General features: G+C 70.2%; 26 protein-coding genes. 17 read left to right on the plus strand and 9 right to left on the minus strand.

Annotation, left to right across the window (positions count from 1 at the left end; all coding sequences use genetic code 11):
* Positions 1-83 precede the first annotated feature (83 nt).
* The 5 genes from ACZ4S3_RS24055 to ACZ4S3_RS24075 all read right to left on the minus strand — a co-directional run bounded on the left by ACZ4S3_RS24055 (position 84) and on the right by ACZ4S3_RS24075 (position 4,782).
* Positions 84-1,298 carry a hypothetical protein gene (locus ACZ4S3_RS24055; RefSeq protein ID WP_467937419.1) on the minus strand — a complete coding sequence of 405 codons (1,215 nt, stop codon included), beginning with the start codon at positions 1,296-1,298 and terminating at the stop codon, positions 84-86.
* 109 nt (positions 1,299-1,407) lie between these two features.
* Positions 1,408-2,823 carry a glutamate decarboxylase gene (locus ACZ4S3_RS24060; protein ID WP_467937420.1) on the minus strand — a complete coding sequence of 472 codons (1,416 nt, stop codon included), beginning with the start codon at positions 2,821-2,823 and terminating at the stop codon, positions 1,408-1,410.
* 19 nt (positions 2,824-2,842) lie between these two features.
* Positions 2,843-3,499: an NAD(P)H:quinone oxidoreductase gene (wrbA, locus tag ACZ4S3_RS24065; protein ID WP_467937422.1), complete on the minus strand. Its 657-nt coding sequence runs from the start codon at positions 3,497-3,499 to the stop codon at positions 2,843-2,845.
* A gap of 151 nt (positions 3,500-3,650) precedes the next feature.
* The gene (locus ACZ4S3_RS24070) at positions 3,651-3,950 is read right to left on the minus strand and encodes a DUF397 domain-containing protein (RefSeq protein ID WP_467937424.1); all 300 of its coding nucleotides are present in this window, start codon (positions 3,948-3,950) and stop codon (positions 3,651-3,653) included.
* Positions 3,928-4,782, minus strand: coding sequence for a helix-turn-helix domain-containing protein (locus ACZ4S3_RS24075; protein ID WP_467937426.1), 855 nt, complete (start codon positions 4,780-4,782; stop codon positions 3,928-3,930). The genes ACZ4S3_RS24070 and ACZ4S3_RS24075 overlap by 23 nt, the downstream gene beginning before the upstream one ends.
* A gap of 117 nt (positions 4,783-4,899) precedes the next feature.
* Between ACZ4S3_RS24075 and ACZ4S3_RS24080 the strand changes: the two genes are divergently transcribed.
* Both ACZ4S3_RS24080 and ACZ4S3_RS24085 read left to right on the plus strand, forming a co-directional pair.
* The gene (locus ACZ4S3_RS24080) at positions 4,900-5,115 is read left to right on the plus strand and encodes a hypothetical protein (RefSeq protein WP_467937428.1); all 216 of its coding nucleotides are present in this window, start codon (positions 4,900-4,902) and stop codon (positions 5,113-5,115) included.
* Positions 5,116-5,231: 116 nt separating this feature from the next.
* Positions 5,232-5,423, plus strand: a complete 192-nt coding sequence (locus ACZ4S3_RS24085; RefSeq protein WP_467937429.1) for a hypothetical protein — start codon at positions 5,232-5,234, stop codon at positions 5,421-5,423.
* Between the two features lie 17 nt (positions 5,424-5,440).
* On the opposite strand, the gene leuE is transcribed toward ACZ4S3_RS24085, so the two are convergent.
* Positions 5,441-6,115, minus strand: a complete 675-nt coding sequence (gene leuE, locus ACZ4S3_RS24090; protein ID WP_467937431.1) for a leucine efflux protein LeuE — start codon at positions 6,113-6,115, stop codon at positions 5,441-5,443.
* 169 nt (positions 6,116-6,284) lie between these two features.
* Here leuE and ACZ4S3_RS24095 point away from each other — a divergent pair, with 169 nt between their 5' ends.
* Positions 6,285-7,043 carry a MerR family transcriptional regulator gene (locus tag ACZ4S3_RS24095; RefSeq protein WP_467937432.1) on the plus strand — a complete coding sequence of 253 codons (759 nt, stop codon included), beginning with the start codon at positions 6,285-6,287 and terminating at the stop codon, positions 7,041-7,043.
* A gap of 23 nt (positions 7,044-7,066) precedes the next feature.
* On the opposite strand, the gene ACZ4S3_RS24100 is transcribed toward ACZ4S3_RS24095, so the two are convergent.
* Positions 7,067-7,435 carry a YbjQ family protein gene (locus tag ACZ4S3_RS24100; protein ID WP_467937434.1) on the minus strand — a complete coding sequence of 123 codons (369 nt, stop codon included), beginning with the start codon at positions 7,433-7,435 and terminating at the stop codon, positions 7,067-7,069.
* 258 nt (positions 7,436-7,693) lie between these two features.
* Here ACZ4S3_RS24100 and ACZ4S3_RS24105 point away from each other — a divergent pair, with 258 nt between their 5' ends.
* Together ACZ4S3_RS24105 and ACZ4S3_RS24110 are read left to right on the plus strand one after the other, a co-directional pair.
* Entirely contained in the window at positions 7,694-8,401 is a 708-nt protein-coding gene (locus tag ACZ4S3_RS24105; RefSeq protein ID WP_467937435.1) for a DedA family protein, read from the plus strand.
* A gap of 535 nt (positions 8,402-8,936) precedes the next feature.
* A complete protein-coding gene (locus ACZ4S3_RS24110) occupies positions 8,937-10,625 on the plus strand; it encodes a threonine/serine exporter family protein (RefSeq protein ID WP_467937436.1) in 1,689 nt (562 codons plus the stop codon).
* Between the two features lie 174 nt (positions 10,626-10,799).
* Here ACZ4S3_RS24110 and ACZ4S3_RS24115 read toward each other — a convergent pair whose 3' ends face one another.
* On the minus strand, positions 10,800-11,294 hold the full coding sequence (locus tag ACZ4S3_RS24115; RefSeq protein WP_030077125.1) for an inorganic diphosphatase: 495 nt from the start codon (positions 11,292-11,294) through the stop codon (positions 10,800-10,802).
* Positions 11,295-11,380: 86 nt separating this feature from the next.
* Between ACZ4S3_RS24115 and dacB the strand changes: the two genes are divergently transcribed.
* From dacB to folE, 6 genes are all read left to right on the plus strand, one after another.
* Complete coding sequence (gene dacB / locus ACZ4S3_RS24120) at positions 11,381-12,973, plus strand: D-alanyl-D-alanine carboxypeptidase/D-alanyl-D-alanine endopeptidase (protein ID WP_467937438.1); 1,593 nt, start codon at positions 11,381-11,383, stop codon at positions 12,971-12,973.
* Between the two features lie 455 nt (positions 12,974-13,428).
* The gene (locus tag ACZ4S3_RS24125) at positions 13,429-14,574 is read left to right on the plus strand and encodes a zinc-dependent metalloprotease (protein ID WP_467937440.1); all 1,146 of its coding nucleotides are present in this window, start codon (positions 13,429-13,431) and stop codon (positions 14,572-14,574) included.
* A 227-nt stretch (positions 14,575-14,801) separates the two neighbouring features.
* Complete coding sequence (gene tilS, locus ACZ4S3_RS24130) at positions 14,802-15,809, plus strand: tRNA lysidine(34) synthetase TilS (protein ID WP_467937441.1); 1,008 nt, start codon at positions 14,802-14,804, stop codon at positions 15,807-15,809.
* A 101-nt stretch (positions 15,810-15,910) separates the two neighbouring features.
* Positions 15,911-16,450: a hypoxanthine phosphoribosyltransferase gene (gene hpt, locus ACZ4S3_RS24135; RefSeq protein WP_030066146.1), complete on the plus strand. Its 540-nt coding sequence runs from the start codon at positions 15,911-15,913 to the stop codon at positions 16,448-16,450.
* A gap of 227 nt (positions 16,451-16,677) precedes the next feature.
* Positions 16,678-18,693, plus strand: a complete 2,016-nt coding sequence (ftsH, locus tag ACZ4S3_RS24140) for an ATP-dependent zinc metalloprotease FtsH (protein WP_467937443.1) — start codon at positions 16,678-16,680, stop codon at positions 18,691-18,693.
* A gap of 121 nt (positions 18,694-18,814) precedes the next feature.
* Positions 18,815-19,420: a GTP cyclohydrolase I FolE gene (gene folE / locus ACZ4S3_RS24145; protein ID WP_467937445.1), complete on the plus strand. Its 606-nt coding sequence runs from the start codon at positions 18,815-18,817 to the stop codon at positions 19,418-19,420.
* A gap of 248 nt (positions 19,421-19,668) precedes the next feature.
* On the opposite strand, the gene ACZ4S3_RS24150 is transcribed toward folE, so the two are convergent.
* Positions 19,669-20,784 (minus strand): alpha/beta hydrolase, encoded by a 1,116-nt coding sequence (locus tag ACZ4S3_RS24150; protein ID WP_467937447.1) that lies wholly within the window; start codon positions 20,782-20,784, stop codon positions 19,669-19,671.
* A gap of 141 nt (positions 20,785-20,925) precedes the next feature.
* Here ACZ4S3_RS24150 and ACZ4S3_RS24155 point away from each other — a divergent pair, with 141 nt between their 5' ends.
* The 6 genes from ACZ4S3_RS24155 to ACZ4S3_RS24180 all read left to right on the plus strand — a co-directional run bounded on the left by ACZ4S3_RS24155 (position 20,926) and on the right by ACZ4S3_RS24180 (position 26,213).
* Entirely contained in the window at positions 20,926-22,773 is a 1,848-nt protein-coding gene (locus ACZ4S3_RS24155; protein ID WP_467937449.1) for a phosphatidylglycerol lysyltransferase domain-containing protein, read from the plus strand.
* Between the two features lie 111 nt (positions 22,774-22,884).
* Positions 22,885-23,781 (plus strand): dihydropteroate synthase, encoded by an 897-nt coding sequence (gene folP, locus ACZ4S3_RS24160; RefSeq protein WP_467937451.1) that lies wholly within the window; start codon positions 22,885-22,887, stop codon positions 23,779-23,781.
* Between the two features lie 5 nt (positions 23,782-23,786).
* Positions 23,787-24,287: a nuclear transport factor 2 family protein gene (locus tag ACZ4S3_RS24165; protein ID WP_467937590.1), complete on the plus strand. Its 501-nt coding sequence runs from the start codon at positions 23,787-23,789 to the stop codon at positions 24,285-24,287.
* Between the two features lie 327 nt (positions 24,288-24,614).
* On the plus strand, positions 24,615-24,974 hold the full coding sequence (folB, locus tag ACZ4S3_RS24170; protein WP_026247630.1) for a dihydroneopterin aldolase: 360 nt from the start codon (positions 24,615-24,617) through the stop codon (positions 24,972-24,974).
* Complete coding sequence (gene folK, locus ACZ4S3_RS24175; protein WP_467937454.1) at positions 24,971-25,567, plus strand: 2-amino-4-hydroxy-6-hydroxymethyldihydropteridine diphosphokinase; 597 nt, start codon at positions 24,971-24,973, stop codon at positions 25,565-25,567. Before folB ends, folK begins: the two co-directional genes overlap by 4 nt.
* A gap of 154 nt (positions 25,568-25,721) precedes the next feature.
* Complete coding sequence (locus tag ACZ4S3_RS24180; RefSeq protein ID WP_467937456.1) at positions 25,722-26,213, plus strand: DUF3180 domain-containing protein; 492 nt, start codon at positions 25,722-25,724, stop codon at positions 26,211-26,213.
* The last annotated feature ends 19 nt before the right edge of the window (positions 26,214-26,232 follow it).

The following is a 26,232-nucleotide window of genomic DNA, read 5'->3' on the forward strand; positions in this document are numbered from 1 at the left end:
TCCGCGCGGCGGGCGCGGTGCCCGAGCGGATCGCCAAACCGCCCTGGACGGACGGGAGTTGGGCGGCCGGGTGCTCGGGCCGGTCAGCGGGAAGCATCGGCCCGAGCCCGCCGGGTCCGGACCAGCATGACGGCGGCCCCACCCGCCGCCAGCGTCCCCGCGCCGGCGCCGATGCCCGCCATCGCCGGGATGCCCCCGCGATCGCTCCGGTGCCCAGGCTTGTCGCTGTGGTGCCCCGGCACCGCCGTCACGACGAGCCGGCTGCTCCGCTTGACCCGCCCGTGGTGGCTGACGACCGTCACGGGATAGCTGCCGCTGCCCAGGCCGGACCGGATCCTGGCCGGACCGTAGTAGCGCGGGTCATCGCCGTCGCTCGCCTTGCTGTCGTCCCGCGCCAGCCGCACCGGCGCCTCGAACGCCGGGGAGGTCGCGGTCAGCCGCCCTTCCTCGCCCGGGTCGGGCGAGGCGTCCCGCCACACCACCTGCACCCGGCCGCCGGCCTTGACGCGGAAGCGGGGGGCGGAGTCGTCGGGGCCGCCGTGCGGCCGGAAGAACTCGGGGCCGCGGCCCTTGCCCTTGTAGTCATAGTCGCCGGGCCGGGACGCCCGAACGATGAGCCGGCGCTCGGCGATCCGCCGCCCCTTCGGTCCGGTCAGCACCACCTTGTACGTACCGTCCTTGGCGTCCTGCAGCACGCTCGGCACGGCCACGAACATCCGTGGAATGCTCCAGTCGCCGCCGTTCTTGTCATGTTTGAGCGGGACCGGCGCCTTGAACGCCTTCGAGTGCACCGTGAAGGAACTGCCGGTCTCCCCCGGATACAGGTCGTCGAAGGAGAGCCCGACCGTTTCGCCGGGGCGTACCCCGTCCATGGAGCCGCTCACATCGAACGAGGGCCGCGGCGCCGCCACCACGCGGACCGTGCCCCGCTCCGTGACGCGTCCGGCGATCTTGACCGTGAGCGGGTACGTGCCCGGCGTGGCCTTCATCGCGATCGCGGTCCGCGCGCCGTACCTGAGGCCCCAATAGGGCTCCGACGTCAGGTCCCGCTGGTAGGCGAGCCGGGCGGCGTGCGCGAACGCCGGGGAGCTCACGACGACCTTCTCGTGCCGCGTTCTGACGCCGGCCACTTCCAGGTCGACGAGCTGGCCGGGCCGCTCCCCGAAGGTCTCGTACAGCAGGTGCGGCTTCTTCTTGGCGCGGCTGCCGTCGTCGGCCGCCGCGGCACCGGACGCGCCCACAGCACACACCAACATCCCGCCGCACACCGCGGCGACCGTGATACGTGACCACCCCACGGCGCTTCCCCCTCGATGCGATTTCCCGGGAAGAGGGGGTTGGCGCCCGATTGGTTGCTTCGGGCCCGCCGAGCCTGCCGGGCCCGCCGGGCCGCCTCGCAGCCGGCGCTCAGTGGTGGAACGCCGTCGCCACGCCTTCCGGCCGCTGCAACGGGCCCGGCTGACCGCGGAATTCGGGCAGCAGCTCGTCCAGGTCCGCGAGGAACATGTCGGCCAGGTCGTGGGAGAAGCCGTTGCGGCAGACGATCCGCAGGACGGACAGGTCCTCACGGTGCGGCGGGAAGGTGTAGGCGGGAATCAGCCAGCCGCGCTCCTTCATCCGCCGGGACACATCGAAGACGTCGAAGGCCTTGACGCCGTCCGCGGTGGTGAAGGCGAAGACCGGCAGCTCGTCGCCGCGGGTGAGCAGGCGGAAGTCGCCCAGCGCGTCGATCCGTTCGGCCATCGAGCGGGCCACGTCGCGGGCCGCCTGCTGTACGGCGCGGAAGCCGGCCCGGCCCAGCCGCAGGAAGGTGTAGTACTGGGCGGCGACCTGGGCGCCGGGCCGGGAGAAGTTGAGCGCGAAGGTCGGCATATCGCCGCCCAGATAGTTGACGCGGAAGACCAGCTCCTCCGGCAGCGCCTCGTGGCTGCGCCACAGCACCCAGCCGACGCCCGGGTAGACCAGCCCGTACTTGTGCCCGGAGGTGTTGACGGAGGCGACCCGCGGCAGCTGGAAGTCCCACACCAGCTCCGGGTCGAGGAACGGCGCGATCATGGCACCGGACGCGCCGTCCACATGGACCGGGATGTCCCAGCCCTTGTGTTCCTGCAGCTCGTCGAGTGCCGCGCAGATCTCGGCCACCGGCTCGTAGGACCCGTCGAAGGTGGAGCCGAGGACGGCGACGACGCCGATGGTGTTCTCGTCGCAGAGGCCGGCGGCGGTCTCCGCGTCGAGGTGGAAGCGGTCGCCCTCCATCGGCACCTGGCGCGCCTCGACCTCCCAGAAGTTGCAGAACTTGTCCCAGCAGACCTGGACGTTGGCGCCCATGACGAGGTTGGGCCGGGCGCTGCCCGGATACCGGTCCCCATTGGCGTTCATCCAGCGCCGTTTGAGGGCCAGCCCGGCGAGCATGCAGGCCTCACTCGACCCGGTGGTCGAGCAGCCGACCGTCGACGCCGGGTCGGGCGCGTGCCACAGGTCGGCGAGCATTGCCACACACCGCCGCTCCAGCTCGGCGGTGCGCGGATACTCGTCCTTGTCGATCATGTTCTTGTCGCGGCACTCGGACATCAGGATGCCGGCCTGCGGCTCCATCCAGGTGGTGACGAAGGTCGCCAGATTGAGCCGGGAGTTGCCGTCCAGCATCAGCTCGTCGTGCACGAACTGATAGGCGGTGTGCGGGGAGATCGGACCGTCGGGCAGCGTGTGCCGCGGGGGCGAGGTGCTCAGGCCCGCCACCGGGTCGGCCTCGCCGTAGAAGGGGTTGACCGGGTGGCTGATGTGCCGCAGGTCGCGTTCCGAGGCGCCCTTGTGGAGAGTCATGGCTGTCGCGTCCCCCCGGTCAACCAGCCTGCGTGAGGCCGGACTTGATGGCTCTGGTGAATTTCACGACGCGCTTCGCCTGGATACGGGCGGCGGTGCGCGCCTCGTCGTCGACCGGGGTGTCCGGCCCGCCGACATGCGAGGTGCCGTACGGGTTCCCGTCGGCGAACTTCGCCGGGTCGGTGTATCCGGGCGCCACGAGGATGCCGCCGAAGTGGTGGATGGTGTTGTAGAGGGCGAGGAGGGTGGACTCCTGGCCGCCGTGCTTGGTCGCACTCGCGGTGAACCCGCTGTAGACCTTGTCGGCCAGATGGCCCTGCTGCCAGTGGCCGCCCAGGGTGTCGAGGAACTGCTTGAGCTGCGAGGTCACATTGCCGAAGCGGGTGGGCGTACCGAAGATCACCGCGTCCGCCCAGAGCATGTCCTCGGGCGCCGCCTCGAGAATGTCGGCCGTCGCCCTGGCATTCGCCGCCCACGCCGGATTGGCGTCAATGGCCACCTGCGGCGCCAGCTCGGCGGCCCGCCGCAGCCGCACCTCCGCCCCCTCGTGCTCGGCGGTGTCCGCGATCACCCGGGCGAGCTCGGCGACGGTGCCGGTCGAGGAGTAGTAGATGACGGCGACGTTCACATGCGGGGGCGGCGGTGTGGCCGGAGACGGCGGCGAGGGCGTGGACATGGACGTACCTCCTGGAAGCCGACAATAGGGGCGTGAGGGGTACGGGGCCTCCGGGGTTCGGCCAGAGGGGCGGGGCGGACGGGCGCGCAAGGACGCCGACGGCCCCCGTGAGGGCACGGGGGCCGTGGCTCTGGCGGAATTCCGTGGTGGCTCAGGCGCCCGTCAGCGCGTCGCCCTTGATGGCGGTGACGAAGGACGACCATCCGGCGGCCGGGAAGAGGAGCGCCGGGCCGTGGGGGTCCTTGCTGTCACGGACGGGGACGAGGCCGGGGAGGTCGTCACGGACCTCGAGGCAGTCTGCGCCGTCTGGGTTGCTGTAACTGCTTTTACGCCAGGTGGCGGCGCCGAGGAAATCCTCGGCCACTTCCAGGCAGTTGGCGCCGTCCGGGTTGCTGTGGCTGCTCTTGCGCCAGGTGGCTGAGGTGAGGTCAATCCCCTTGCTGCGCTTCATTTCTGTAGCCCCTTGCCGCTTCTTCGATCATGGCCAGGGACGCCTCAGGTGGAAGTGCGGCGGCCCTGAGCCGATCGTACGACTTCCGATAACCCGTCACGAAGGGTGGATAGTCGATTACTTGGCCGTCATGCTCGCCTTCGGTCCAGACGAGCGGTGGCGCATCCCGGAAGGTCATGACCTTGGCCAGCCCCATGATGAGCGGATGGCCGACGACCGTTTCAGGGAGGACTTGGAGCACGCTTCGTGTCGACCGGATCACCTCGGCCATGTGATCCAGTTGCTCGGCCATCTCCTCGGGCGGGAGCAGTGGCTTGCGGATCAGGTCCTCGCGCAAGATCGCCCAGTACTCAGGGCGGTCCTTGTATTTCCACATCTCTGCGCGCTTCTGACGTGCACGGACCTTCTCCTCGACGACTTCGGATCCCTCCCACGGCCGCGCGCTGTGGATGAGCTGCCGGTTGTACGCCTTGGTCTGCAACAGGCCCGGAATGACGGCAGGCGCCCAGTCCTCGATGGACAAGGCGCCTTTCTCCAGCTCCGGAATGTCTGCGAAGTACGGCGGATGCCCGAGCCGCCGCGCCTTGGCCGCATCTTCACAACGGCGCTCGAAGAACCCGTTCGTCTCGAGCTTCTCGTCCACATGTCTGGCCAGATCCAGCGGCATTCCCCGCTCTCCCCGCTCGATCTGGCTGAGGAACGAGATGCCGCGGAAGCTGCCGTCCGCTAACTGTTCGAGCGTGAGGCTCGCTTCTTCCCTCAGATAGCGCAACTCGGCGCCGTAGAAGCAGGGAACGCTTGCTGATGCGTCGGGATCCTTACGAGGAGGCATGGTTCACCACCGCTTTTTCCGGATTGCCGTGCGCAACCCCAGTGCCTTCCACGCTACGTCGGGTGACGTCAGTCTGTAAGGGAATCGTCACAATGCGCACAGGAAGGCGTACGACGCATGTCCGACCACCACGAGGACGTACACGAGAGTGCTGAATTGCTTCTCGCCGCGCTCCGGGCCAACGGCATCACGCTGCCGTCGCTCGGCGTCGATCTGCCGAGTTTCGCGGGCAGTTACGGCGTCCCGCTCGTCGCCCTCGGGAATTGCAACGCGGCCACCGCCCGCAAGCTGGCCCAGGCGCTCCGTAAAGCCGCCGAGGAGACGGCGGCGTGACCGGTCTTGTCCGCAGGCTTTTCGAGCCGCTGCTGCGTCGGCTGATGCCAGGTCGCGGCCGGCGACGGGCGGTCAATGGCCCGACCGCTGCCACCACTTGCCGAATGGAGCCGCCGATGAAGCAACGCCACCTGGTGCGCGTACGGCGGGTGCCGCCCGGCCTGCTCGTGCTGTGCAGCGCCGACAGCCGCCTCGTACGGCCGTATGTGCTCAGCGCCGAGGAGTGGCGCGACGCCAAACGTGAGCGGATGGAGGAGTCCGTCAGGCGGCTGAACAAATGGTCGTCCGGTGGGGGCGGGCGCAGTTGAGGGCCCGCCCCGGGCGGTCAGTTCGCGGCGCCGGCCAGCGACAGCTTCGCCGCGAAGCCGAGGAACGCCGCCCCGGCGCCCGCCGACAGGCCGGCCGTCAGTTTGCGGCGGCGGCGGAAGGTGGCCGCCAGGAACGTACCGCTGAAGATCAGGATCGAGAGATACGTAAAGCTGAAGAGCTGTGCCCAGGCGCCGAGCGTGAGGAACGACAGGACCGGGTGCGCGTAGGACGGGTCGACGAACTGCACGAAGAAGGAGATGAAGAAGAGGATCGCCTTCGGGTTGAGGAGGCTGACCACGAGGGCGCGGCGGTACGGGCGCTCGACCGTCTCCTTCGCCGCCCTGGGGGCCGCGGGCTCGCCCGCCCGCTCCGCCCGGCGGGTCTCGCGGCCGCGCCACAGGGACCAGGCGCCGCGCAGCATCCCGACCGCCAGCCAGGTCAGATATCCCGCACCGGCGAATTTCACGATGGCGAACAGGATCGGAGTGGTCTGCAGAAGCGAGGCCACGCCGCCGGCCGACAGGGTCATCAGTACGGTGTCGCCGCACAGGACACCGAGCGCGGCGCGGTACGCCACGCGGGGGCCGCGCCGGGCCGCCACGGAGACGACGTACAGCGAGTTAGGACCTGGTAGAAGAATGATCAGCGCGAGGCCCGCCAAATAGGTGGGCAGATCCGTTATCCCCAGCATGTGCGGCAGGATCTCACCCGCCGAACGGCTCCTTCACCGCCCTTTCAGAATGTGGGCTTGCACCTCACGTGGCGTGAGGACACATCGTGGAGTGCGTACCGAAGACACGGCGCGTACCGAAGAGAAAGGTGCGTGCCAGAAGAAGCCGACGGGAAAGGGGCGGAGGGCAGTGAGCTATTCGGTGGGGCAGGTGGCCGCGTTCGCCGGGATCACGGTGCGGACCTTGCACCACTACGACGAGATCGGGCTGCTGGTGCCCAGTGAGCGTAATCACGCCGGGCACCGCCGCTACGGCGAGGACGATCTCGACCGGCTGCAGCAGATTCTGTTCTACCGGGAGCTCGGCTTTCCGCTCGACGAGGTCGCCGTCCTCCTGGACGATCCGGACGCGGACCCGCAGGAACATCTGCGGCGCCAGCACCACCTGCTGAGCACGCGGATCGGCAAACTCCAGGAGATGGCCGCCGCCGTCGAACACGCGATGGAGGCACGCAGGATGAACGTACGGCTCACACCGGAGGAGAAGTTCGAGGTGTTCGGGGAATTCGACCCCGATGCGTACGAGGCGGAAGCCGAAGAGCGGTGGGGCGGTTGCGCCGCGTATGAGGAGTCGCGGCGGCGGACGGCCTCGTACACCAAGGACGACTGGAAGCGGCTGACGGCGGAATTCGACGCCATTCACCGGAAGATGGCAGACCTGCTGGCCCAGGGGGTGGCGGCGGAGTCCGAGGCGGCGATGGACGTGGCCGAGGAGCACCGGCGGTTCATCAGCGGGGCGCACTACGACTGCACGTACGAGATCCACACGGGGCTGGGGGAGATGTACGTGGCGGATGAGCGGTTCACCGCCACGTACGAGGCGATCCGGCCGGGACTTGCCGTGTACATGCGGGACGCGATGCTGGCGAATGCCGTACGGCACATGTGACGGCGGGCGGGTGGGCGCGGGGGTCAGCTCACCGGGACGAGGACCACGGCCGTCCCGTAGGCGCACACCTCCGTGCCCACATCCGCCGCCTCCGTGACGTCGAAGCGGAACATCAGCACCCCGTTCGCACCGCGCGAACGGGCCTGTTCGATCAGGCGGTCCATCGCCTGGTTACGGGTCTCGACGAGGGTCTTGGTCAGGCCCCGCAGCTCGCCGCCGATCATCGACTTCAGGCCGGCGCCGATCTGGCTGCCCAGGTGCCGGGAGCGCACCGTCAGGCCGAAGACCTCGCCGATCACCCGGTCCACGCGAAATCCCGGCACGTCGTTCGTCGTGACCACCAGGACGTCGGACTGGGAGTGCTGTCCGCCGCCGTACTCCTCGATGCCCATAGGGGTGCACCTCCGTGTGGCTCCTTCTGGCTCCGCGTGGATCCTTGCGGCTCCGCGTGGATCCTGTGGTCAGGATCACCCGGCGCGGGGGGCGCTGCCAGCCGTCGGGCGCGGTCGGGTGGGTGCGCAGGGGCGCGACTGGAACCACGGGGGTTCACCCGGCGTTGATAGTTTTGGGCCGCACAAGCGCCTGCATCCCCGTCGCACCCCGTGTCGCACCGCACGATCCGGCGCCCTCGACCCTGGAGCCTTCACCCCGTGAATACTCTCGCGCTCGGCCCCCAATGGCTGGACCCGGACTATCTGATCGCGACGTTCGGCCTGATCGGCGTGCTGGTCATCGTCTTCGCGGAGTCCGGTCTGCTGATCGGCTTCTTCCTGCCGGGCGACGCCCTGCTGTTCACCACCGGTCTGCTGGTGACCACGCACAAGATGGACCGGCCGCTGTGGCTGGTGTGCGGGCTGATCCTCATTGCCGCGGTCCTCGGCGACCAGGTGGGCTATCTCTTCGGCCGGAAGGTGGGGCCCTCGCTCTTCAAGCGCCCGGACTCCCGCCTCTTCAAGCAGGAGAACGTCGAGAAGGCGCATGAATTCTTCGAGAAGTACGGCCCGAAGTCGCTGATCCTGGCCCGCTTCGTGCCGATCGTGCGGACCTTCACGCCGATCATCGCGGGCGTGAGCCGGATGAACTACCGGTCCTTCCTCACCTTCAACCTCATCGGCGGCGCGCTGTGGGGCGTGGGCGTGACGGTGCTGGGCGCGGTGCTGGGCAACATCCCGTTCGTCCACAAGAACATCGAGGCGATCCTGATCGCGATCGTGCTGGTCTCCGTGGTGCCGATCGCCATCGAGTACCTGCGCGCCCGCGGCAAGGCCAAGAAGGAAGCCGCGGCGGGCGAGCCCGGTGCGGCGGCCCAGCCGCTGGGCGGCGCCGAGGGGCGGCGGGGGCGCCACGCGAGGCGCTGACGCTTGGTCTTGGCCCCACGTGTTCGGCTTTCCCGCCGTACCGGTTCTCGCCGTTGCGCCTGCGGCGGGCGTGGTTTTGTCGGGTGCGGTGCCACACCTCCGGACTCCGTCCTGCGGCGCGGCCCCTCCCACGGGTGGGTGGAAGACGGGCTGGTGGGGGCGCACGTTGAGGGTCAGGTGCACCTCGGATCCACAGGGCACAGCTGACCACTGACGTGGATGCCCACCGGCCTTTCTTTTTCCCACCCTCAACGGGGAGGGGGCGGGCCGTAGCGGCGGAGCCGTGTAGGGCCGGTCCCGCAGCCGAACAGCCCCGCGCAGCGGCACCGCCCGCCGCAGGCGCAACGGCGACAAACCCCCACGGCGGGACGGCCGACAACGTGGGAGGGCCGCCAAGCGCAGCGGAGGGGCCGCAGGCGCCACGGCGAACAACCACCACGGCGGGAAAGCCGAAAACGTGGGGCGCCTGAGCGAAGCGCACCATGGCATGGTGTCCTAGAACCACCCCCAGGAGGTCATCGAGGAGCGGCAAACCGTGGCGTCGGATCCACATGTGTCGGAGCAGGGCAGCGAGGAACGTAAGCCCGCGTCGGACGAAGCGCACAGCGCCTTCACCCCGCCGCTGGGGGTCCCGTATCCGCCGCCCCCGGAGGACGAGCACCCCACCTCCGAATTTGCGCTGCCGCCGGGGCTGAAGCCGGAGGCGCCGGCCGAGCAGGAAGGGTCGGCGTTCGTGGCGCCCGGCAGCACCACCGGGCAGACCCCGATGCCGGTCGGTGCCACCGCCGTGAGCGCCTTCACGCCGCCGCACGGCATACCCGTCATCAGCCTTACCAAGGAAGCCCCTTGGCAGGACCGGATGCGCACCATGCTGCGGATGCCGATCCATGAGCGGCCGGTCCCGGAGCGGGTGGAGCGCACCGACGAGACCGGGCCCGCCGTGCCCCGCGTGCTCGACATGACCCTCCGTATCGGCGAGATCCTGCTGGCCGGCGGCGAGGGCGCCGAGGACGTCGAGGCCGCGATGTTCGGCGTCGCGCACGCCTACGGGCTGGAGCGGGTCGAGCCGACCGTCACCTTCACGCTGCTGTCGATCTCGTACCAGCCGTCGCTGGTGGAGGACCCCGTCACGGCCAGCCGTACGGTGCGGCGGCGCGGCGTCGACTACAACCGGCTGTCCGCGGTGTTCCGGCTCGTCGACGAGATCACGTCCGAAGGCATCACGCTGGAGGAGGCCTACCGCGGTCTCGCCGAGATCCGGCGTAACCGCCACCCCTATCCGAGCTGGGCGCTGACACTGGCGTCCGGGCTGCTGTCCGGTGCGGCGTCGATGCTGGTCGGCGGCGGGGCGCTGGTGTTCTTCGCGGCCGCGGTGGGCTCGATGCTGGGCGACCGGCTGGCCTGGCTCGCGTCCGGGCGCGGGCTGCCGGAGTTCTACCAGTTCGTGGTCGCGGCGATGCCGCCCGCCGCGGTGGGCCTGGCCTTCGGGCTGGCGCACTCCACCGTGCAGGCGTCCGCGGTGATCACCGGTGGGCTGTTCGCGCTGATCCCGGGGCGGGCGCTGGTCGCGGCCGTCCAGGACGGCCTGACCGGCTACTACATCACCGCCTCCGCCCGCCTCCTGGAAGTCGGCTATCTGGTCGTCGGCATCGTCGTCGGCGTGCTCTCCGTGCTCTACGTCGGGCTGCAGCTGAACCCGGCCCTCAAGCACCTCAACCCGGAACAGTCGTTCAAGCTCTACAACCAGCCGCTGGTGCAGATCATGGCGTCCATGCTGCTGGCGCTGGCGTTCTGTGTGCTGCTTCAGCAGGAACGTCACACCGTGGCGTTCGCGACGTTGAACGGCGGGGTCGCCTGGGTCGTCTACGGCGCCCTCGCGGTCACCGCCGACTTCAACGAGGTGCCCTCCACCGCCATCGCCGCCGGCCTGGTCGGCCTCTTCGGCCAGCTGCTGTCCCGCTACCGCTACGCGTCCGCGCTGCCGTACGTCACCGCGGCCATCGGCCCGCTGCTGCCCGGTAGTGCCACGTACTTCGGGCTGCTCAACTTCGCCCAGGGGCATCTGATCGACGGCTTCTCGTCGCTGATCAAGGCGGCCTCGCTGGCGCTTGCCATCGCCGTCGGCGTGAACCTCGGAGGCGAGGTGGCCCGGCTGTTCCTGCGGGCACCGGGCATCGAGGAGGCGGGCGGCCGCCGGGCGGCGAAGCGGACCCGCGGCTTCTAGCCGCTCCGGACGTTCCCGACGCCTGGGCGTCCCGGACGCGCCGGCACGCACGAACGGGCGGCACCCTCGATCGGGTGCCGCCCGTTCGCGTACTTCACGTACGAAAATCAGAGCGCGTCAAACGGCGCACGGCGGCCCGGGAAAACCGCCGTCAGCGACCATTCACCGACTGCGTCAGTGCTTGCCGCCCTGCGCCTCGAGACGCTTGTACGAGGCCTCGATCTCCGCCTCGGCCTCGGTGCGGCCGACCCAGTTGGCGCCCTCGACGGACTTGCCGGGCTCCAGGTCCTTGTAGACCTCGAAGAAGTGCTGGATCTCCAGGCGGTCGAACTCCGACACGTGGTGGATGTCGCGCAGGTGCTCCACGCGCGGGTCGGACGCGGGCACGCACAGCAGCTTGTCGTCGCCGCCGGCCTCGTCCGTCATCCGGAACATGCCGATGGCGCGGCACTTGATGAGGCAACCGGGGAAGGTCGGCTCGTCCAGGATGACCAGGGCGTCGAGCGGGTCGCCGTCCTCGCCCAGGGTGTTCTCGACAAAGCCGTAGTCGGCCGGGTAGCTGGTCGAGGTGAAGAGTCGACGGTCCAGGCGGATCCGACCGGTCTCGTGGTCCACCTCGTACTTGTTCCGCGAACCCTTCGGGATCTCGATGGTGACGTCGAACTCCACGGGTGACTCCTCCATGATCAACACATAGGTCTGGTGATTAAGTGTCCCCCACGCAGGTGTGTGATCGCGAAAGGGGCTGGTCCGAGGTGCCGGAGACCAGGTCGTGGCAGGTCAAATGGGGCAGCTGGGGCCGGTCCACGGTGCGGGCGGCAGCCGGCGCGGGGCGGGGTGCCGCACAGTTCGTGGCCGACGAGTGGTTCTTTGCCCGCCAGTGGTGGCGGCGGGCACCGCGCCAGCAGAAGCGGACGTGGCAGCTGACGGCCGGCTCCGCCGTGGCCGGTCTCGCGGTCGCGGCCGGCGCGGTAGCGGCGGCCGGTCCCTGGGACTCCGGTCAGCGTACGGCGGAAAGGTCGCTCGCAGCCGCCGCGGCCGGCACAGGTGGCGAGCATCACGACGCGGCCGAGCGCCCCGCGCCGCCCGCGCCGCCCGTACTGCTCGCCCTGGGGAGCCGGATGCCGTCCGGCCGGGGCGCCGCCCCCGTACCCACCGGAGCGGGCCTGGCCGACGCCCTCGCGCCGCTCATGAAGGCCCCCGAACTCGGCCCGCTGCGCAGCGCCTCCGTCCTGGACGTCACCTCCGGCCGCGAGGTCTACGGCGTCAAACAGGGCACCCCCGCCACCCCCGCCTCCACCGTCAAACTCGCCACGGCCGTGGCCGCGCTGTCCCTCCTCGGCCCCGACCACCGCATCGACACCACGGTCGTCGCCGGGAACCCCGCGAAACCCGGAGACCACCGCATCGTCCTGGTGGGCGGCGGCGACCCCACCCTCACCGCCCGCGCACCCCGGCAGGGCAGCGGCGACCAGCCCGCGAACCTCCGCACCCTGGCCGACGACACCGCCCGCGCCCTCAAGAAGCAAAAAATCAGCAAGGTCTCGCTCGGCTACGACACCTCGGCCTACTCGGGTCCGGCGCTGCACCCCATCGGCCCGAACGAGAACCTCGCCCCGGTCACCGCCCTGATGACCGACGAAGCCCGCCTCGACAACAGCGACCACGGCACCGCCCCCCGCGAAAGCGACCCGGCCGCCGCCGCGGCCCGTACCTTCGCCGGCCTCCTCCACGCCCGCGGCATCACCGTCGACGGCGCCCCCAAGAGCACCAAGGCCCCCAAGGCGGCCCACCGCCTCGCCACCGCCGCATCCCTGCCCCTCTCCGCCCTCGTCGAGCGCATGCTCACCTACAGCGACAACGACATCGCCGAGGCCCTGGCCCGCCAGACCGCCCTCGCCTCCGGCCTGCCCGCCGGCTTCGCGGGCGCCGGCAAGGCCGTACACAGCGCCCTGGCGGCCCAGCACCTGCCCCTGTCCGGTGCCGCCTTCGCGGACGGCAGCGGCCTGAACCGCGCCGACAAGGTCTCCGCCGGCCTCCTCTCCCACCTCCTCCTGGCCGCCTCCGCCTCCGACAAGCCCGCCCTGCGCCCCGTGGTCACCGGCCTCCCCGTCGCCGCCTTCACCGGCACCCTCAGCACCCGCTACGGCAACTCCGCGGGCGCCGGCGCCGTACGCGCCAAAACCGGCACCCTCACCGGGGTGAACACCCTGGCCGGCACGGTCGTGGACGCCGACGGCCGCCTCCTGGTCTTCGCCTTCATGACCAGCGGCACAACGGACCCACAGGGCGCGCAGCAGGCCCTGGACAAACTCGCCTCGACGGTGGCCAACTGCGGTTGCCGCTAGCGCTGCGCTTGGGGCTTGGCCCCACGTTTTTGTCTTTCCCGCCGTGCCTCGCCTCGCCGTGGCGCCTGCGGCGGGCGGTGCCGCTGCGCGGGGCTGTTCGGCTGCGGGACCGGACCTACACGGCTCCGCCGCTACGGCCCGCCCCCTCCCCGTTGGGGGTGGGAAAAGAAAGGCCGGTGGGAGTGCACGTACGGGGCCAGCTGTGCCCTGTGGATCCGAGGTGCACCTGACCCGAAACGCACGCCGCCACCGGCCCGTTTTTCCACCCACCCGTGGGAGGGGCCGCGCCGCAGGACGGAGTCCGGAGGTGTGGCACCGCACCCGACAAAACCACGCCCGCCGCAGGCGCAACGGCGAGAACCAGTACGGCGGGAAAGCCGAACACGTGGGAAGCCCGCCAAGCGCAGCGACAACGTCGGCTACCCCCGGGCCTGGCGGCCCCGTACGGTGAACCCATGACGAGCATCGGTGGAGCCGAGATGGTCGACTGGAACCTGGCGGTGGCGACCGCAACCCGCTTTGTACGGCCGGGCCCAGAGGTGAGCCGCGACGAGGCCCGCGCGATCGTGGCCGAACTACGCCGCCACGCCAAGTCCTCCGAGGAACACGTCCGCGCGTTCACGGGGCTGGCGCAGCCGGGCACCGAGGGCGGGGCGCCGCACGACACCCCGGTGCTCGTCGTCGACCGCCCCGGCTGGATCAAGGCGAACGTGGCCGGCTTCCGCGCCGTCCTCAAGCCGCTGCTGGCCAAGATGGAGGACCGCCGCGCCGCCGTCCCCGGCGGCGCCGTGCTCGGCGCGGTGGGCGGCAAGGTGACCGGCGTGGAGCTCGGCATGCTGCTGTCGTTCCTGTCCTCCCGCGTACTCGGCCAGTACGAGACGTTCGCGCCCGCCTCCCGCGACCTGCCCGCCGCAGCGCAGGGCGGCCGGCTCCTCCTGGTGGCGCCCAACATCGTCCACGTCGAGCGGGAGCTCGAAGTGGACCCGCACGACTTCCGCCTGTGGGTCTGCCTCCACGAGGAGACGCACCGCACCCAGTTCACGGCGGTGCCCTGGCTGCGCGACCACATCGAGGGCGAGATCCAGTCGTTCCTCGGCGAGACCGACATCGACCCGGGCACCCTCCTGGAGCGGCTGCGCGAGGCCGCCCAGTCGCTGGCGGGCGCCAAGCCCGAGGGCGAGGAGGGCGACGACGGCAACCACTCCCTCGTCGACCTGGTCCAGACCCCCTCCCAGCGCGAGATCCTCAGCCGCCTCACCGCCGTGATGTCCCTGCTGGAGGGCCACGCCGATTTCGTCATGGACGGGGTCGGCCCCGACGTCGTGCCGTCCGTCGCCGAGATCCGCGAGAAGTTCCAAAAGCGCCGGGCCAGCGGCGCGGGCCGGCTCGACCAGGCGCTGCGTAAGCTGCTCGGCCTGGACGCCAAGCTGCGCCAGTACCGCGACGGAGAGCGGTTCGTGCGGGCCGTCGTCGAGGAGGTCGGCATGGACGGTTTCAATCGCGTCTGGACCTCGCCCAACACGCTCCCCACCAAACTGGAGATCGCCAAACCGGCGGACTGGATCGCGCGGGTGCATCGCAAAGCGGACGGGGCACCGTAAGCGAGCGTCGTCCGCTGGGCGCGCCGCACGGCAGAAGAGCGCCCCTTCAATCACCCGTCTGAGGGACCGTGATCCATGGATAGGCGTGCAATGCTCGGGGAACCTCCCGCCTCTGTCACCATCTAGGCACTCTGTGTGACTGCGACGGAGTGACGGTCATCGTGATCGTGACGACGTCGCCGTCCACGGCCCGAGGCTCGCTCCCAGCTGAACGATTGGAAACGGACATGGGTCCCCATCCAGCGGTCGCCGCGATACGCCTGGCGGTCCGCCGCGTACTCCACGACGTCCTGAACCACCACCTCGCGCAGGGCCGGCACGACTCCCCGCTCGTGCTCGTGGCCTGCTCGGGCGGCGCCGACTCCATGGCGCTCGCCTCCGCTCTGGCCTTCGAAGCCCCCAAGCTGGGCGTACGGGCCGGTGGCGTCACCGTCGACCACGGCCTTCAGGAAGGCTCCGACCTCCGCGCCGCCGAAGTCGCCCTCCGGCTGCGCGCCCTGCGGCTCGATCCCGTGGAGACCGTCACGGTCCAGGTGGGCCGGGCGGGCGGGCCCGAGGCCGCCGCCCGCGATGCCCGTTACGCCGCCCTCGACGCCGCCGCGGAACGGCACGGCGCCGCCGCGGTCCTCCTCGGTCACACCCGCGACGACCAGGCGGAAACGGTGCTGCTGGGGCTCGCCCGCGGCTCCGGCACCCGCTCGCTGTCCGGGATGGCCGCGACCAGCGGAACGGACGGCCGCTACCGCCGCCCCTTCCTCGACGTGGACCGCCAGACCGCCCGCAAGGCCTGTCTGATGCAGTCACTGCCCGTCTGGGACGACCCGCACAACACCGACCCCGCCTACACCCGCTCGCGGCTGCGCCACGAAGGGCTGCCCGCGCTGGAGAAGGCGCTCGGCAAGGGCGTCGTCGAGGCGCTCGCCCGTACCGCCCAGCTCTCCCGGGACGACGCCGACGCTCTGGACGCCTGGGCCGCCGACGCCGAAGCCGCGGTGTTCGACGACTCCGGCACGCTGGACGTCGCCGCGCTCTACGCACTGCCCCCCGCGGTGCGCCGCCGGGTGCTGCGCCGGGCCGTCGTCGCGGCCGGTTCACCGCCCGGTTCGCTCTTCGCCCGCCACATCGAGGAAGTGGACCGGCTGATCACGGCCTGGCGGGGCCAGGGGGCCATCAACCTCCCCGGGCGCGTCGGAGTTCGACGCCAGGGTGGCAGACTGGTCATTCGGCAGGGCTGAGCCGCAGCACACTGCCGGCTTCCTGAGCGGCTTCATGACAGTCGCCTGACCGATCATGAACACCGAACCGAACGAGAGTGGCACGGGTGGACGACAAGGACATGGGCGCCGACCTTCAGTCGGTACTCATCAGCAAAGAAGAGATCGACGCGAAGCTGGCCGAGCTGGCCGCGAAGATCGACGCGGAGTACGCGGGCAAGGACCTGCTCATCGTCGGTGTCCTCAAGGGCGCGGTGATGGTGATGGCGGATCTGGCGCGCGCGCTGTCCACCCCCGTCACGATGGACTGGATGGCCGTGTCTTCGTACGGCGCGGGCACCCAGTCCTCCGGCGTGGTCCGCATCCTCAAGGACCTCGACACCGACATCAAGGGCAAGCACGTCCTGATCGTCGAAGACATCATCGACTCCGGCCTGACGCTGTCGTGGCTGCTGTCGAACCTCGGCTCGCGCGAGCCGGCCTCCCTCGAGGTCTGCACGCTCCTGCGCAAGCCGGACGCGGCCAAGGTCGCCATCGATGTGAAGTGGATCGGCTTCGACATCCCCAACGAATTCGTCGTCGGTTACGGCCTGGATTTCGCGGAGAAGTACCGGAACCTGCCGTTCGTCGGTACCCTCGCGCCACACGTCTACGGCGGCTGATCCGACCGGGCGGGAACCCTTCGGGGACTCCCGCCGTTGGAGCAGCGAGAACGGAATCCTCGGCTGCATGTTCACTGTCGGCGCAGGCGCCGGGTGACAATGCTGGGGTACCGTCCGAAGGCAGTTCTTTTTCAGGCCAGTAATACACCGTACGCACGACCAGCCCTCCCGAGGGCGTTGTGCCTCACTGTGGCAGGAGGGACGGGGCCTCAAGCGGCTCCGTATGGATGGACGTGAAGCGATACTTCCGTGGGCCGGTCATGTGGATCGTGCTGGCCGTCCTCGCCGTGGTCGTGTTGATGCAGGTCGTCGGCTCGTCCGGCGGCTACAAGACGGTGGACACCGGTCAGGTCGTCAAGGCGATCGCTGACAACAAGGTGAAGTCCGCCGAGCTGACGACCGGTGACGAGAACAAGATCAAGATTGAGCTGTCGGGCTCCAACAAGATTGAGGGCTCCAACAAGCTCCAGGCGAGCTACATCGGCGACCAGGGCGTCGATCTGGCGAAGAACCTGCAAGCCAAGTACCAGACCGGCGATATCAAGGACGGTTACACCGTCTCGCCGTCGAAGCAGAACCCGTTCGTGGGCGTGCTGCTTTCGCTGCTCCCCTTCGTCCTCATCGTGGTCGTCTTCCTGTTCCTGATGAATCAGATGCAGGGCGGCGGCTCCCGGGTGATGAACTTCGGGAAGTCGAAGGCGAAGCTGATCACCAAGGACACTCCGAAGACGACGTTCTCGGACGTCGCGGGGTCGGACGAGGCGGTCGAGGAGCTCCACGAGATCAAGGAGTTCCTGCAGGAGCCGGCGAAGTTCCAGGCCGTCGGCGCCAAGATCCCCAAGGGCGTGCTGCTGTACGGCCCGCCCGGCACCGGCAAGACGCTCCTCGCGCGCGCCGTCGCCGGTGAGGCGGGGGTCCCCTTCTACTCGATCTCCGGTTCCGACTTCGTCGAGATGTTCGTCGGTGTCGGTGCCTCCCGGGTCCGTGACCTCTTCGAGCAGGCCAAGGCGAACGCCCCGGCGATCGTCTTCGTCGACGAGATCGACGCCGTCGGCCGGCACCGCGGTGCGGGCCTCGGCGGTGGCCACGACGAGCGTGAGCAGACCCTCAACCAGCTCCTGGTCGAGATGGACGGCTTCGACGTGAAGGGCGGCGTGATCCTGATCGCCGCCACGAACCGCCCGGACATCCTCGACCCGGCGCTGCTGCGCCCCGGCCGCTTCGACCGGCAGATCGCCGTCGACCGCCCGGACATGCAGGGCCGTCTGGAGATCCTCAAGGTCCACCAGAAGGGCAAGCCGGTAGCCCCGGACGTCGACCTCTCGGCCGTCGCCAAGCGCACCCCCGGCTTCACCGGTGCCGACCTGTCCAACGTCCTCAACGAGGCCGCTCTGCTGACGGCCCGTGGTGACGCGAAGCTGATCAACAATCACTTCCTGGACGAGGCGATCGACCGCGTCGTGGCCGGACCGCAGAAGCGGACCCGGATCATGTCCGAGAAGGAGAAGAAGATCACCGCGTACCACGAGGGCGGACACGCCCTGGTCGCGGCGGCTTCCCCGAACTCCGACCCGGTCCACAAGATCACGATCCTGTCCCGCGGCCGGGCTCTGGGCTACACCATGGTCCTGCCCGACGAGGACAAGTACTCCACCACCCGCAACGAAATGCTCGACCAGCTGGCATACATGCTGGGCGGGCGCGCGGCGGAGGAGCTGGTCTTCCACGACCCGACCACCGGCGCTGCGAACGACATCGAGAAGGCCACCGCAACGGCCCGCGCGATGGTCACGCAGTACGGCATGACCGAGCGGCTCGGCGCGATCAAGTTCGGCACGGACAACTCCGAGCCGTTCCTGGGCCGTGAGATGGGTCACCAGCGCGACTACTCCGAGGAGGTCGCCGCGCTGGTCGATGAGGAGGTCAAGAACCTCATCGAGACCGCGCACAACGAGGCGTGGGAGATCCTGGTCGAGAACCGCGACATCCTCGACAACCTCGTGCTGACGCTCCTGGAGAAGGAGACGCTCGGCAAGGAGGAGATCGCCGAGGTCTTCAAGCACGTGGTCAAGCGCCCGGCCCGCCCGGCGTGGACCGGCTCCTCACGGCGTACGCCCTCCAGCCGCCCGCCGGTGCTCTCCCCCAAGGAGCTCGCCCCGGCCAACGGCGCCGTGCCGACCAGCGCCACGGTCTCCACGGAAAAGAAGACGGAAGCCGCCGAGGACACCACCCCGGAGAGCTGATCCGGTAGCCCATACGGGCCCCGGAATGAATGCCGCGCCCCGCAGGTTCTAGCCTGGGGGGCGCGGCATTCCGCGTTTCGAGCGGGCGCCGAGTGCGGGCGCAGAGAGAACGAGGCACCAGATGACGGACCCCGTGACGCTGGACGGCGACGGCAAGATCGGCGTATTCGACGAGAAGCGCGCCGAGGACGCCGTGCGCGAGCTGCTCATCGCCGTCGGCGAGGACCCGGACCGCGAGGGACTGCTGGAGACCCCGGCACGGGTGGCGCGGGCGTACAAGGAGATCTTCGCCGGGCTGTGGCAGAAGCCCGAGGACGTCCTGACGACGACATTCGACATCGGCCACGACGAAATGGTGCTGGTCAAGGACATCGAAGTGGTCTCGAACTGCGAGCACCACCTCGTACCGTTCGTCGGCGTCGCCCACGTCGGCTACATCCCGTCCGTCGACGGCAAGATCACCGGCCTGTCCAAGCTGGCCCGCCTGGTCGACGTCTTCGCCCGCCGCCCCCAGGTCCAGGAACGGCTCACCACGCAGATCGCGGACTCCCTGATGAAGATCCTGGAGCCGCGCGGCGTGATCGTGGTCATCGAGTGCGAGCACATGTGCATGACCATGCGCGGCGTCCGCAAGCCCGGCGCCAAGACCACCACCTCGGCCGTCCGCGGCCAGCTGCGCGATGCGGCTACGCGGGCCGAGGCGATGAGCTTGATACTGGCGCGGTAGGCGCGCGGGGGAGCGGGGGAGCCGGGGCGGCGGTAGGCGTGCCGGCAGAGCAGGCGCGGGGGGCGGTGGCCGTGGCCGGGGGGCTGCGGCGATGACGGAGTCCGACGCGGGAGGCGTGGACGCCATGGCCGGGGTACGGCTCGCGCCCGGCCTGGTGCTACCACCGGGCCACCCCGGTGCCGACGCCCGTGACGCCCTGAGGCGGTCCTGGCCGGTGAGGTGGTCCCGGGCGACGGTGAGACGGTCCGTCAGGCCTTGAGGTGCCCGCCCAGCCATTCCATGGCGGCGGGGATTTCGCGGCGCCAGGTGTTGAAGTTGTGGCCGCCGCTGTCGAGGATGATCGACGAGATGCGGGTGGGCGACTTCGTCTGCTGGATGAAGCGCAGGGTCTGGTGGTAGTTGCCCTCGCCCTGCTTGCTGGTGGTGACCAGCAGGTTCACCGGCGGAGCGGGCCGGTGGCGCTGGCGCCACAGGAGATTGTTCTCGCGGGCCAGCTGCGGGTCGCCGGCGAAGAGGTCGCCGGTCGTGGCGTCGATGGGGGCCTTGTACGCGCCGGAGAGCGCGACGGCGGTCGAGAACGCGTCAGGGTGGCGCATGGACATCTTCAGGGCGCAGTAGCCGCCGGTGGAGTCGCCGATGATGCCCCAGCTCTTGGCCTGGTTGCCGACCCGGTAGTGCTCGGCGATGTTCGCGCGCAGATCCCGGGTGAAGAAGGTCTCGGCCTGCGGGCCGCCCGGGACGTCCACGCATTCGGTGTCGCGGGGCGGCGCGACCGTCGGCCGCATCATGACCAGGATGGTCGGCTGCATTTTGTGCTTCTTGAGCAGATCATGCTCGGTCTGGGGGAAATCCAGCTTTTTGTACAGCGCCTCGGCGGTGCCGGGGTAACCGGTGAGGACAACGGATGCCGGGAACTTCTTTTTCGTGTACTTCGCCTGGAAATACTGCGGCGGCAGATACACATATGCTGGGCTGCTGATCTTGGACTGCTCACCGCGGACCAAGACCTTGTCCACCCGGCCGCCCTTCGCAGGCCGGGAGCCGCCGGGGATGCTGATCCGCTCGGTGCCGAGCATCTGGAGTTTGGTGCCGTTCGGGCCGGTCTGGTAATTCGTGACCACACCCGGCTGCTGCTCCTGACCGAAAAGGTCGGCCCAGGAGGCGTAGAAGCCGAAGGAATTGTTGGCGACGAGGCCAATGGTGGCGAAGAGGGATATCTGGGTGGCCAGCAGCAGACCGATACGGCCGAGGACGGCGCGCCAGTTCCCCTTGGACAGGCGCGGCCAGAGCCAGATGGTGAGGACAAAGAGTGCTACCGCGACGAGGACGGCAAGAAGCAGCACTTTCTTGCTGGTGAGGCCCATGTGGTGCTTTCTGCCGGGCGGCCGGTCCAACCAGGCCGCTGGTGGAACCCCGAGCCCTGAAACGCCGTCATACAGGGCGCAAAAAGTCCAGATGCTGCGACTAGGCTCGCACGTTCTCTCGACCGGGGCGACGGGAAAGTGATGTCTGACAGGCTAGATGGCGAAAAGTCGGAGACGGTTGCGTGGCGAACGCCACGCTGGCTCCGCGGCCCGCGGCCCGAGAAGGTCCCTGGCTTCGTCGGTACGGCCGGCGTGGTCGTCGGTCTGCTGAACCTGGCGGCCGGGGTCTTCCCGCGGTTCCGGCACAGCAAGATGCACGCGATGGCCGAGGTGCTGCCGGGCGCGGTGAGCCCGCTGGCGGCCGCCGCGTCCATCGTCGTGGGCATCCTGCTGCTCCTGCTGGCCCATGGGCTCAAACGACGTAAGAGGCGGGCCTGGGTGGCGGTCGTATCGCTGCTTCCGGTGGGGATCGCCGCTCAGCTCGTATATCGCCACTCCGTTTTCGGAGCAGTGCTCTCGCTCCTGTTGCTGGTGTTCCTGGTGTGGCACCGCCGCGAATTCGCGGCCCTGCCCGACCCCCGCAGCCGCTGGAAGGCCGTCGCCAACTTCGTCGTCCTCGGCGGCGCCGGCTTCGGCATCGGCATGGTGATCGTCAGCTCCCACCCCAACAAGACCATCGGCTCGCCCTCCTTCTGGGAACGCGCCCAGCACGTCCTGTGGGGCCTGTTCGGCTTCGAGGGCCCGATGCGCTACACCCAGGACGTCGACTACACCGTCGGCTACTCCCTCGGCGCCCTCGGCCTGCTGACCGTCGCCACCACCGCCTACCTCGCCTTCCGCCCCGAACACCCCGTCGCCCGGCTCACCGAGGACGACGAACAGCGGCTGCGCGAACTGCTCGCCAAGCACGGCGCCCGCGACTCCCTCGGCTACTTCGCGCTGCGCCGCGACAAGGGCGCGGTCTTCTCACCCACCGGCAAGGCCGCCGTCTGCTACCGCGTCATCTCCGGCGTGATGCTCGCCAGCGGCGACCCGATCGGCGACGTCGAGGCCTGGCCCGGCGCCATCGAGCGCTTCATGGAGGAGGCGCGGGCGCACTCCTGGACGCCCGCGGTGACCGGCTGCAGCGAGACCGGCGGCCAGGTGTGGACCCGCGAGACCGGCATGGACGCCCTCGAGCTCGGCGACGAGGCCATCGTGGACGTCGCCGACTTCACCCTCTCCGGCCGCGCGATGCGCAACGTCCGCCAGATGGTCAAGCGCATCGAACGCAACGGCTACGAGACCCGGGTACGGCGGGTGCGCGACCTGGAGCCCGAGGAACTGGCCCGTATCCAGGCCGCCGCCGACGCCTGGCGCGACACCGACACCGAGCGCGGCTTCTCCATGGCGCTCGGCCGGATCGACGCGGCCACCGACGGCGACGCCGTGATCGCCACCGCCCACCTGGCCCCCGCCGAGGGCGAGGAAGCGGGCCCGTACGGAGACCTGAAAGCCATGCAGCACTACGTGCCGTGGGGCGACAGCGGGATCTCCCTGGAGCTGATGCGGCGTGACCGCAGCGCCGACCCCGGCATGAACGAACTGCTGATCGTCGCCGCGCTGCAGGCCGCGCCCGACCTGAAGATCAAGCAGGTGTCGCTGAACTTCGCCGTCTTCCGCTCCTCCCTGGAGCGCGGCGAGAAGCTCGGCGCGGGCCCGGTCATCCGGGTCTGGCGCGGGATGCTGATCTTCCTGTCGCGCTGGTACCAGATCGAGTCGCTCTACAAGTTCAACGACAAGTTCCGGCCCCGCTGGGAGCCCCGCTTCGTGGTCTTCCGCAACAGCCGCGACATCCCCCGGATCGGCCTGGCGGCGCTGCAGGCCGAGGGCTATCTGGAGCTGGGCCTGCCGCGCGCGCTGCGCCGCCGGCAGCCCGCCGAGCCGCGGCCGTGCGTCCACTCCGAGGAGCGGGTCAAGGCTCCTGAGGCCGTCGAGACCGCCGCGTAACGGGCGGCGTGGGGCGCGCACCGCCCGCCCCACGCCGCTGCGGCCGACCGCCCCGCGCCCCGGCCGAGGCCACAATCCGGCCGGTCGGCACACGGGGCCTAGGCTGGTGTCATGAGTACCTTGCGTGGCCAGGCGGCCGGACTGCCGGACTGGGACCGCTGCGCGGTGATGGGCGTCGTCAATGTGACGCCCGATTCGTTCTCCGACGGCGGCGAGTGGTTCGACACCGAACTCGCCGTCAAACACGGTCTCGACCTGGTGGCGCAGGGCGCCGACATGGTGGACGTCGGCGGCGAGTCGACCCGGCCGGGCGCGGCGCGGGTGGACGAGGCCGAGGAGCTGCGCCGCGTCGTCCCCGTCGTACGGGAGCTGGCCGCGGCCGGCGCCGTGGTCTCCGTGGACACCATGCGCGCAACCGTCGCCGAGCAGGCCGTGGCGGCCGGGGCGCGGCTGGTCAACGACGTGAGCGCGGGCGCAGCCGACCCGGCGATGATCCCGGCGGTGGCCGCCTCGCATGTCCCGTTCGTGGTGATGCACTGGCGCGGCCAGTCCATCGACATGAACAACCGGGCCGTCTACGGGGACGTGGTCAGCGAAGTCGTCGACGAGCTCGGGCGGTCCATGGAGCGCGCCGTCTCCGGCGGCGTCGACCCGGCCCGGATCATCATCGACCCGGGCCTGGGCTTCGCCAAGGACGCCGGGCACGATCTCGCGCTGGTCGCCCAGCTGGCCCGGTTGCGGGCACTGGGCCGTCCCCTGCTGGTGGCCGCTTCGAGGAAACGCTTCCTGGGCAGGGTGCTGGCGGGCGGTGAGGGAGCCGCCCCGCCGCCCGCCAGGGAGCGGGACGCGGCCACGGCCGCGGTGTCGGCGATCGTGGCGCGAGAGGGGGCCTGGGCGGTGCGGGTGCATGAGGTGCGGGCGAGCGCGGATGCGGTGCGGGTGGCCCGCGCGGTGGAAGCCGCGGCAGCGGCGAGCGGTACGACGGCGAACGTGACGGGAGCGGTGTGAGCGGCTTGGGCCCACAAACGGACATCGAGCTGGTCGAGCAGGCGAACACGACCCTGTACGAGACCATCGAGCGCGGCGATCACGAGGCGCTGTCCGAGCTGTGGCTCGACGGTCAGGTGAGTGTGGTGCATCCGGGGTGGCCGGTGCTGCGCGGGCGCGGCGAGGTGCTGCGCTCGTACGCCCTGATCATGGCGAACACCGAATACATCCAGTTCTTCCTGACGGATGTGGAGATCGACGTCATCGGGGACACCGCCCTGGTGACGTGCACCGAGAACATCCTCAGCGGCGGCCCGGCCGAGGACGACGGCACGGTGGGGCCGCTGATCGGCCAGCTCGTCGTGGCGACGAACGTCTTCAAGCGCACGGAGGACGGCTGGCGGGTGTGGTCGCACCACGGGTCGCCGGTGCTGGCGGACCGCGAGGGCGAGGAGGACGGCGACGAGGACGCCGATGGGGACGAGAACGGCCCGGTGGGCGGGGCCGGGGCGCCGGGCGGAGTCTGATCCGAGGAGCCGCGCGCCGTCGGCCCGGCCGCCCGCGCCGGGCCCGGCGGCCCGGTGTCAGCGGGGCGGCCCGGGGCACCCGTTCGAGCCAAGTGCACTACGGGTAGGGGTGGGGCGCAGGCAGGGGGGTAAGAGGTCGCGCGGATGACCTCTCGCGACTCGCTAGCAGCAGGACGGGGACTTGTCCATAGCCCCCTTGGGCGAGCACTGTCAGTGCTCGCAGGTAGATTCGACTTTGGGGCAGTGTGCCGGACGCGTCCGGTGCGTGCCCGAAAACCGATGAGCAGTGGCGCCAGAGGTGCCAGTGGACCAGTGGGAGTGATTCGCGTGGATCGTGTCGCGCTGCGTGGGCTGAAGGCCCGAGGACACCACGGGGTGTTTCCCCGGGAGCGCGAGGAAGGCCAGACCTTCATCGTCGACCTGGTGCTCGGCCTGGACACCCGCCCCGCCGCGGCGTCCGACGACCTCGCGAAGACCGTGCACTACGGCGTTGTGGCGGAGGAGGTGGTGGCCGTCGTGGAGGGCGAGCCCGTCGACCTCATCGAGACCCTTGCGGAACGGATCGCCGACCAGTGCCTCAAGCACGAGGGGGTCCAGGAGGTGGAGGTGGTGGTGCACAAGCCCGATGCCCCGATCACCGTCCCCTTCGACGACGTGACCATCACCATCACCCGGAGCCGAGTATGAACACCAGCAGCGACCCGACCGTACAGCCGGTGCCCGCCTCCGTGGTGGAGCAGGTGGACGCCGCGGATGTGACGCTGTCCAACCCCAAACGCGCCGTGATCTCGCTCGGCAGCAACCTCGGCAACCGCCTGGAGACCCTGCAGGGTGCCGTCGACGCGCTGGAGGACACCCCCGGCGTGCGGGTCAAGGCCGTCTCCCCGGTGTACGAGACCGAGCCGTGGGGCGTGGACCCCGGCTCCCAGCCCTCGTACTTCAACGCCGTGGTGCTGATCAAGACCACCTTGCCGCCGGACTCCCTCCTGGAGCGTGGCCACGCGATCGAGGAAGCCTTCGAGCGGGTGCGCGACGAGCGCTGGGGCCCGCGCACGATCGACGTCGACATCCTGGCGTACCAGGACGTGGTCTCCGACGACCCGCGGCTGACGCTGCCGCACCCGCGGGCCCATGAGCGCGCGTTCGTGCTGGTGCCGTGGCATGACGTGGACCCGTCGGCCGAGGTCCCCGGGCGCGGCGCGGTGACCGAATTGCTGGCGTCGGTCGGCAGCGAAGGCGTGATGCCGCGCGCGGACCTGGAACTGCGGCTGCCCGAGTAGTCGTTAGGGTTGCGGGTCGGCCGCGTAGGGCGACGATGCGTAGACGGCGGTTCCGTACGGCATGGATGCGTATGGATGCGCATGGATGCGTACGGAACGGACAGGCGGCCAGAACGGCAGGGATGGCCAGAACGGCGCGAGGGGCGATGGCTCGGTGAAGCAGCTACACATCAAGGTGCTGGTCGGGCTGTTTCTGGCGGCAGGGGTGCTGGCCTGGGGAGGCGCCCGGCTGTGGGACTCCCTCGGCACACTGCCGAGCGTGCCGGTGGCCGCGCCGATCGTGCTGGCGCTGATCGCCGCCGTGCTGGCCGCCACGGCGTTCTCGATCCGGTCGCGGCTGCGCGCGCAGCGCGAGCGACGGCCGGGCGCCAAGGGCGTGGATCCCCTGGTGGCCGCCCGCGCGGTGGTCTTCGGCCAGTCCAGCGCCCTGGTGGCCTCGCTGGTCGCCGGACTGTACGGCGGCGTCGGCGTCTTCCTGCTGACCTCTGGCCTGGATGTCGCGCCGCGCCGCGACCAGGCCATCTACGCCGGTCTCTCCGTGCTCGCGGGCGCGGCCGTGGTGGCCGCCGCGATCTTCCTGGAGCGGGTCTGCAAGCTCCCCGAGGGCGAGGACGACGAAGACCACCGGGGAGCGTCGCGGGCGTAGGCCGCGGGCGCAATCGGGG

It is taken from the genome of Streptomyces sp. NPDC028368, assembly GCF_055565615.1.

Bases quoted from the DNA above. Each gene is read 5' to 3' on its own strand.
- ACZ4S3_RS24060 (WP_467937420.1), bottom strand. From the start codon at position 2,823: ATGACTCTCCACAAGGGCGCCTCGGAACGCGACCTGCGGCACATCAGC.
- wrbA (WP_467937422.1), bottom strand. From the start codon at position 3,499: ATGTCCACGCCCTCGCCGCCGTCTCCGGCCACACCGCCGCCCCCGCAT.
- ACZ4S3_RS24070 (WP_467937424.1), bottom strand. From the start codon at position 3,950: ATGAAGCGCAGCAAGGGGATTGACCTCACCTCAGCCACCTGGCGCAAG.
- ACZ4S3_RS24075 (WP_467937426.1), bottom strand. From the start codon at position 4,782: ATGCCTCCTCGTAAGGATCCCGACGCATCAGCAAGCGTTCCCTGCTTC.
- ACZ4S3_RS24080 (WP_467937428.1), top strand. From the start codon at position 4,900: ATGTCCGACCACCACGAGGACGTACACGAGAGTGCTGAATTGCTTCTC.
- ACZ4S3_RS24085 (WP_467937429.1), top strand. From the start codon at position 5,232: ATGAAGCAACGCCACCTGGTGCGCGTACGGCGGGTGCCGCCCGGCCTG.
- leuE (WP_467937431.1), bottom strand. From the start codon at position 6,115: ATGCTGGGGATAACGGATCTGCCCACCTATTTGGCGGGCCTCGCGCTG.
- ACZ4S3_RS24100 (WP_467937434.1), bottom strand. From the start codon at position 7,435: ATGGGCATCGAGGAGTACGGCGGCGGACAGCACTCCCAGTCCGACGTC.
- ACZ4S3_RS24125 (WP_467937440.1), top strand. From the start codon at position 13,429: ATGACGAGCATCGGTGGAGCCGAGATGGTCGACTGGAACCTGGCGGTG.
- tilS (WP_467937441.1), top strand. From the start codon at position 14,802: ATGGGTCCCCATCCAGCGGTCGCCGCGATACGCCTGGCGGTCCGCCGC.
- hpt (WP_030066146.1), top strand. From the start codon at position 15,911: ATGGGCGCCGACCTTCAGTCGGTACTCATCAGCAAAGAAGAGATCGAC.
- ftsH (WP_467937443.1), top strand. From the start codon at position 16,678: ATGGACGTGAAGCGATACTTCCGTGGGCCGGTCATGTGGATCGTGCTG.
- folE (WP_467937445.1), top strand. From the start codon at position 18,815: ATGACGGACCCCGTGACGCTGGACGGCGACGGCAAGATCGGCGTATTC.
- ACZ4S3_RS24150 (WP_467937447.1), bottom strand. From the start codon at position 20,784: ATGGGCCTCACCAGCAAGAAAGTGCTGCTTCTTGCCGTCCTCGTCGCG.
- ACZ4S3_RS24155 (WP_467937449.1), top strand. From the start codon at position 20,926: ATGTCTGACAGGCTAGATGGCGAAAAGTCGGAGACGGTTGCGTGGCGA.
- folP (WP_467937451.1), top strand. From the start codon at position 22,885: ATGAGTACCTTGCGTGGCCAGGCGGCCGGACTGCCGGACTGGGACCGC.
- folK (WP_467937454.1), top strand. From the start codon at position 24,971: ATGAACACCAGCAGCGACCCGACCGTACAGCCGGTGCCCGCCTCCGTG.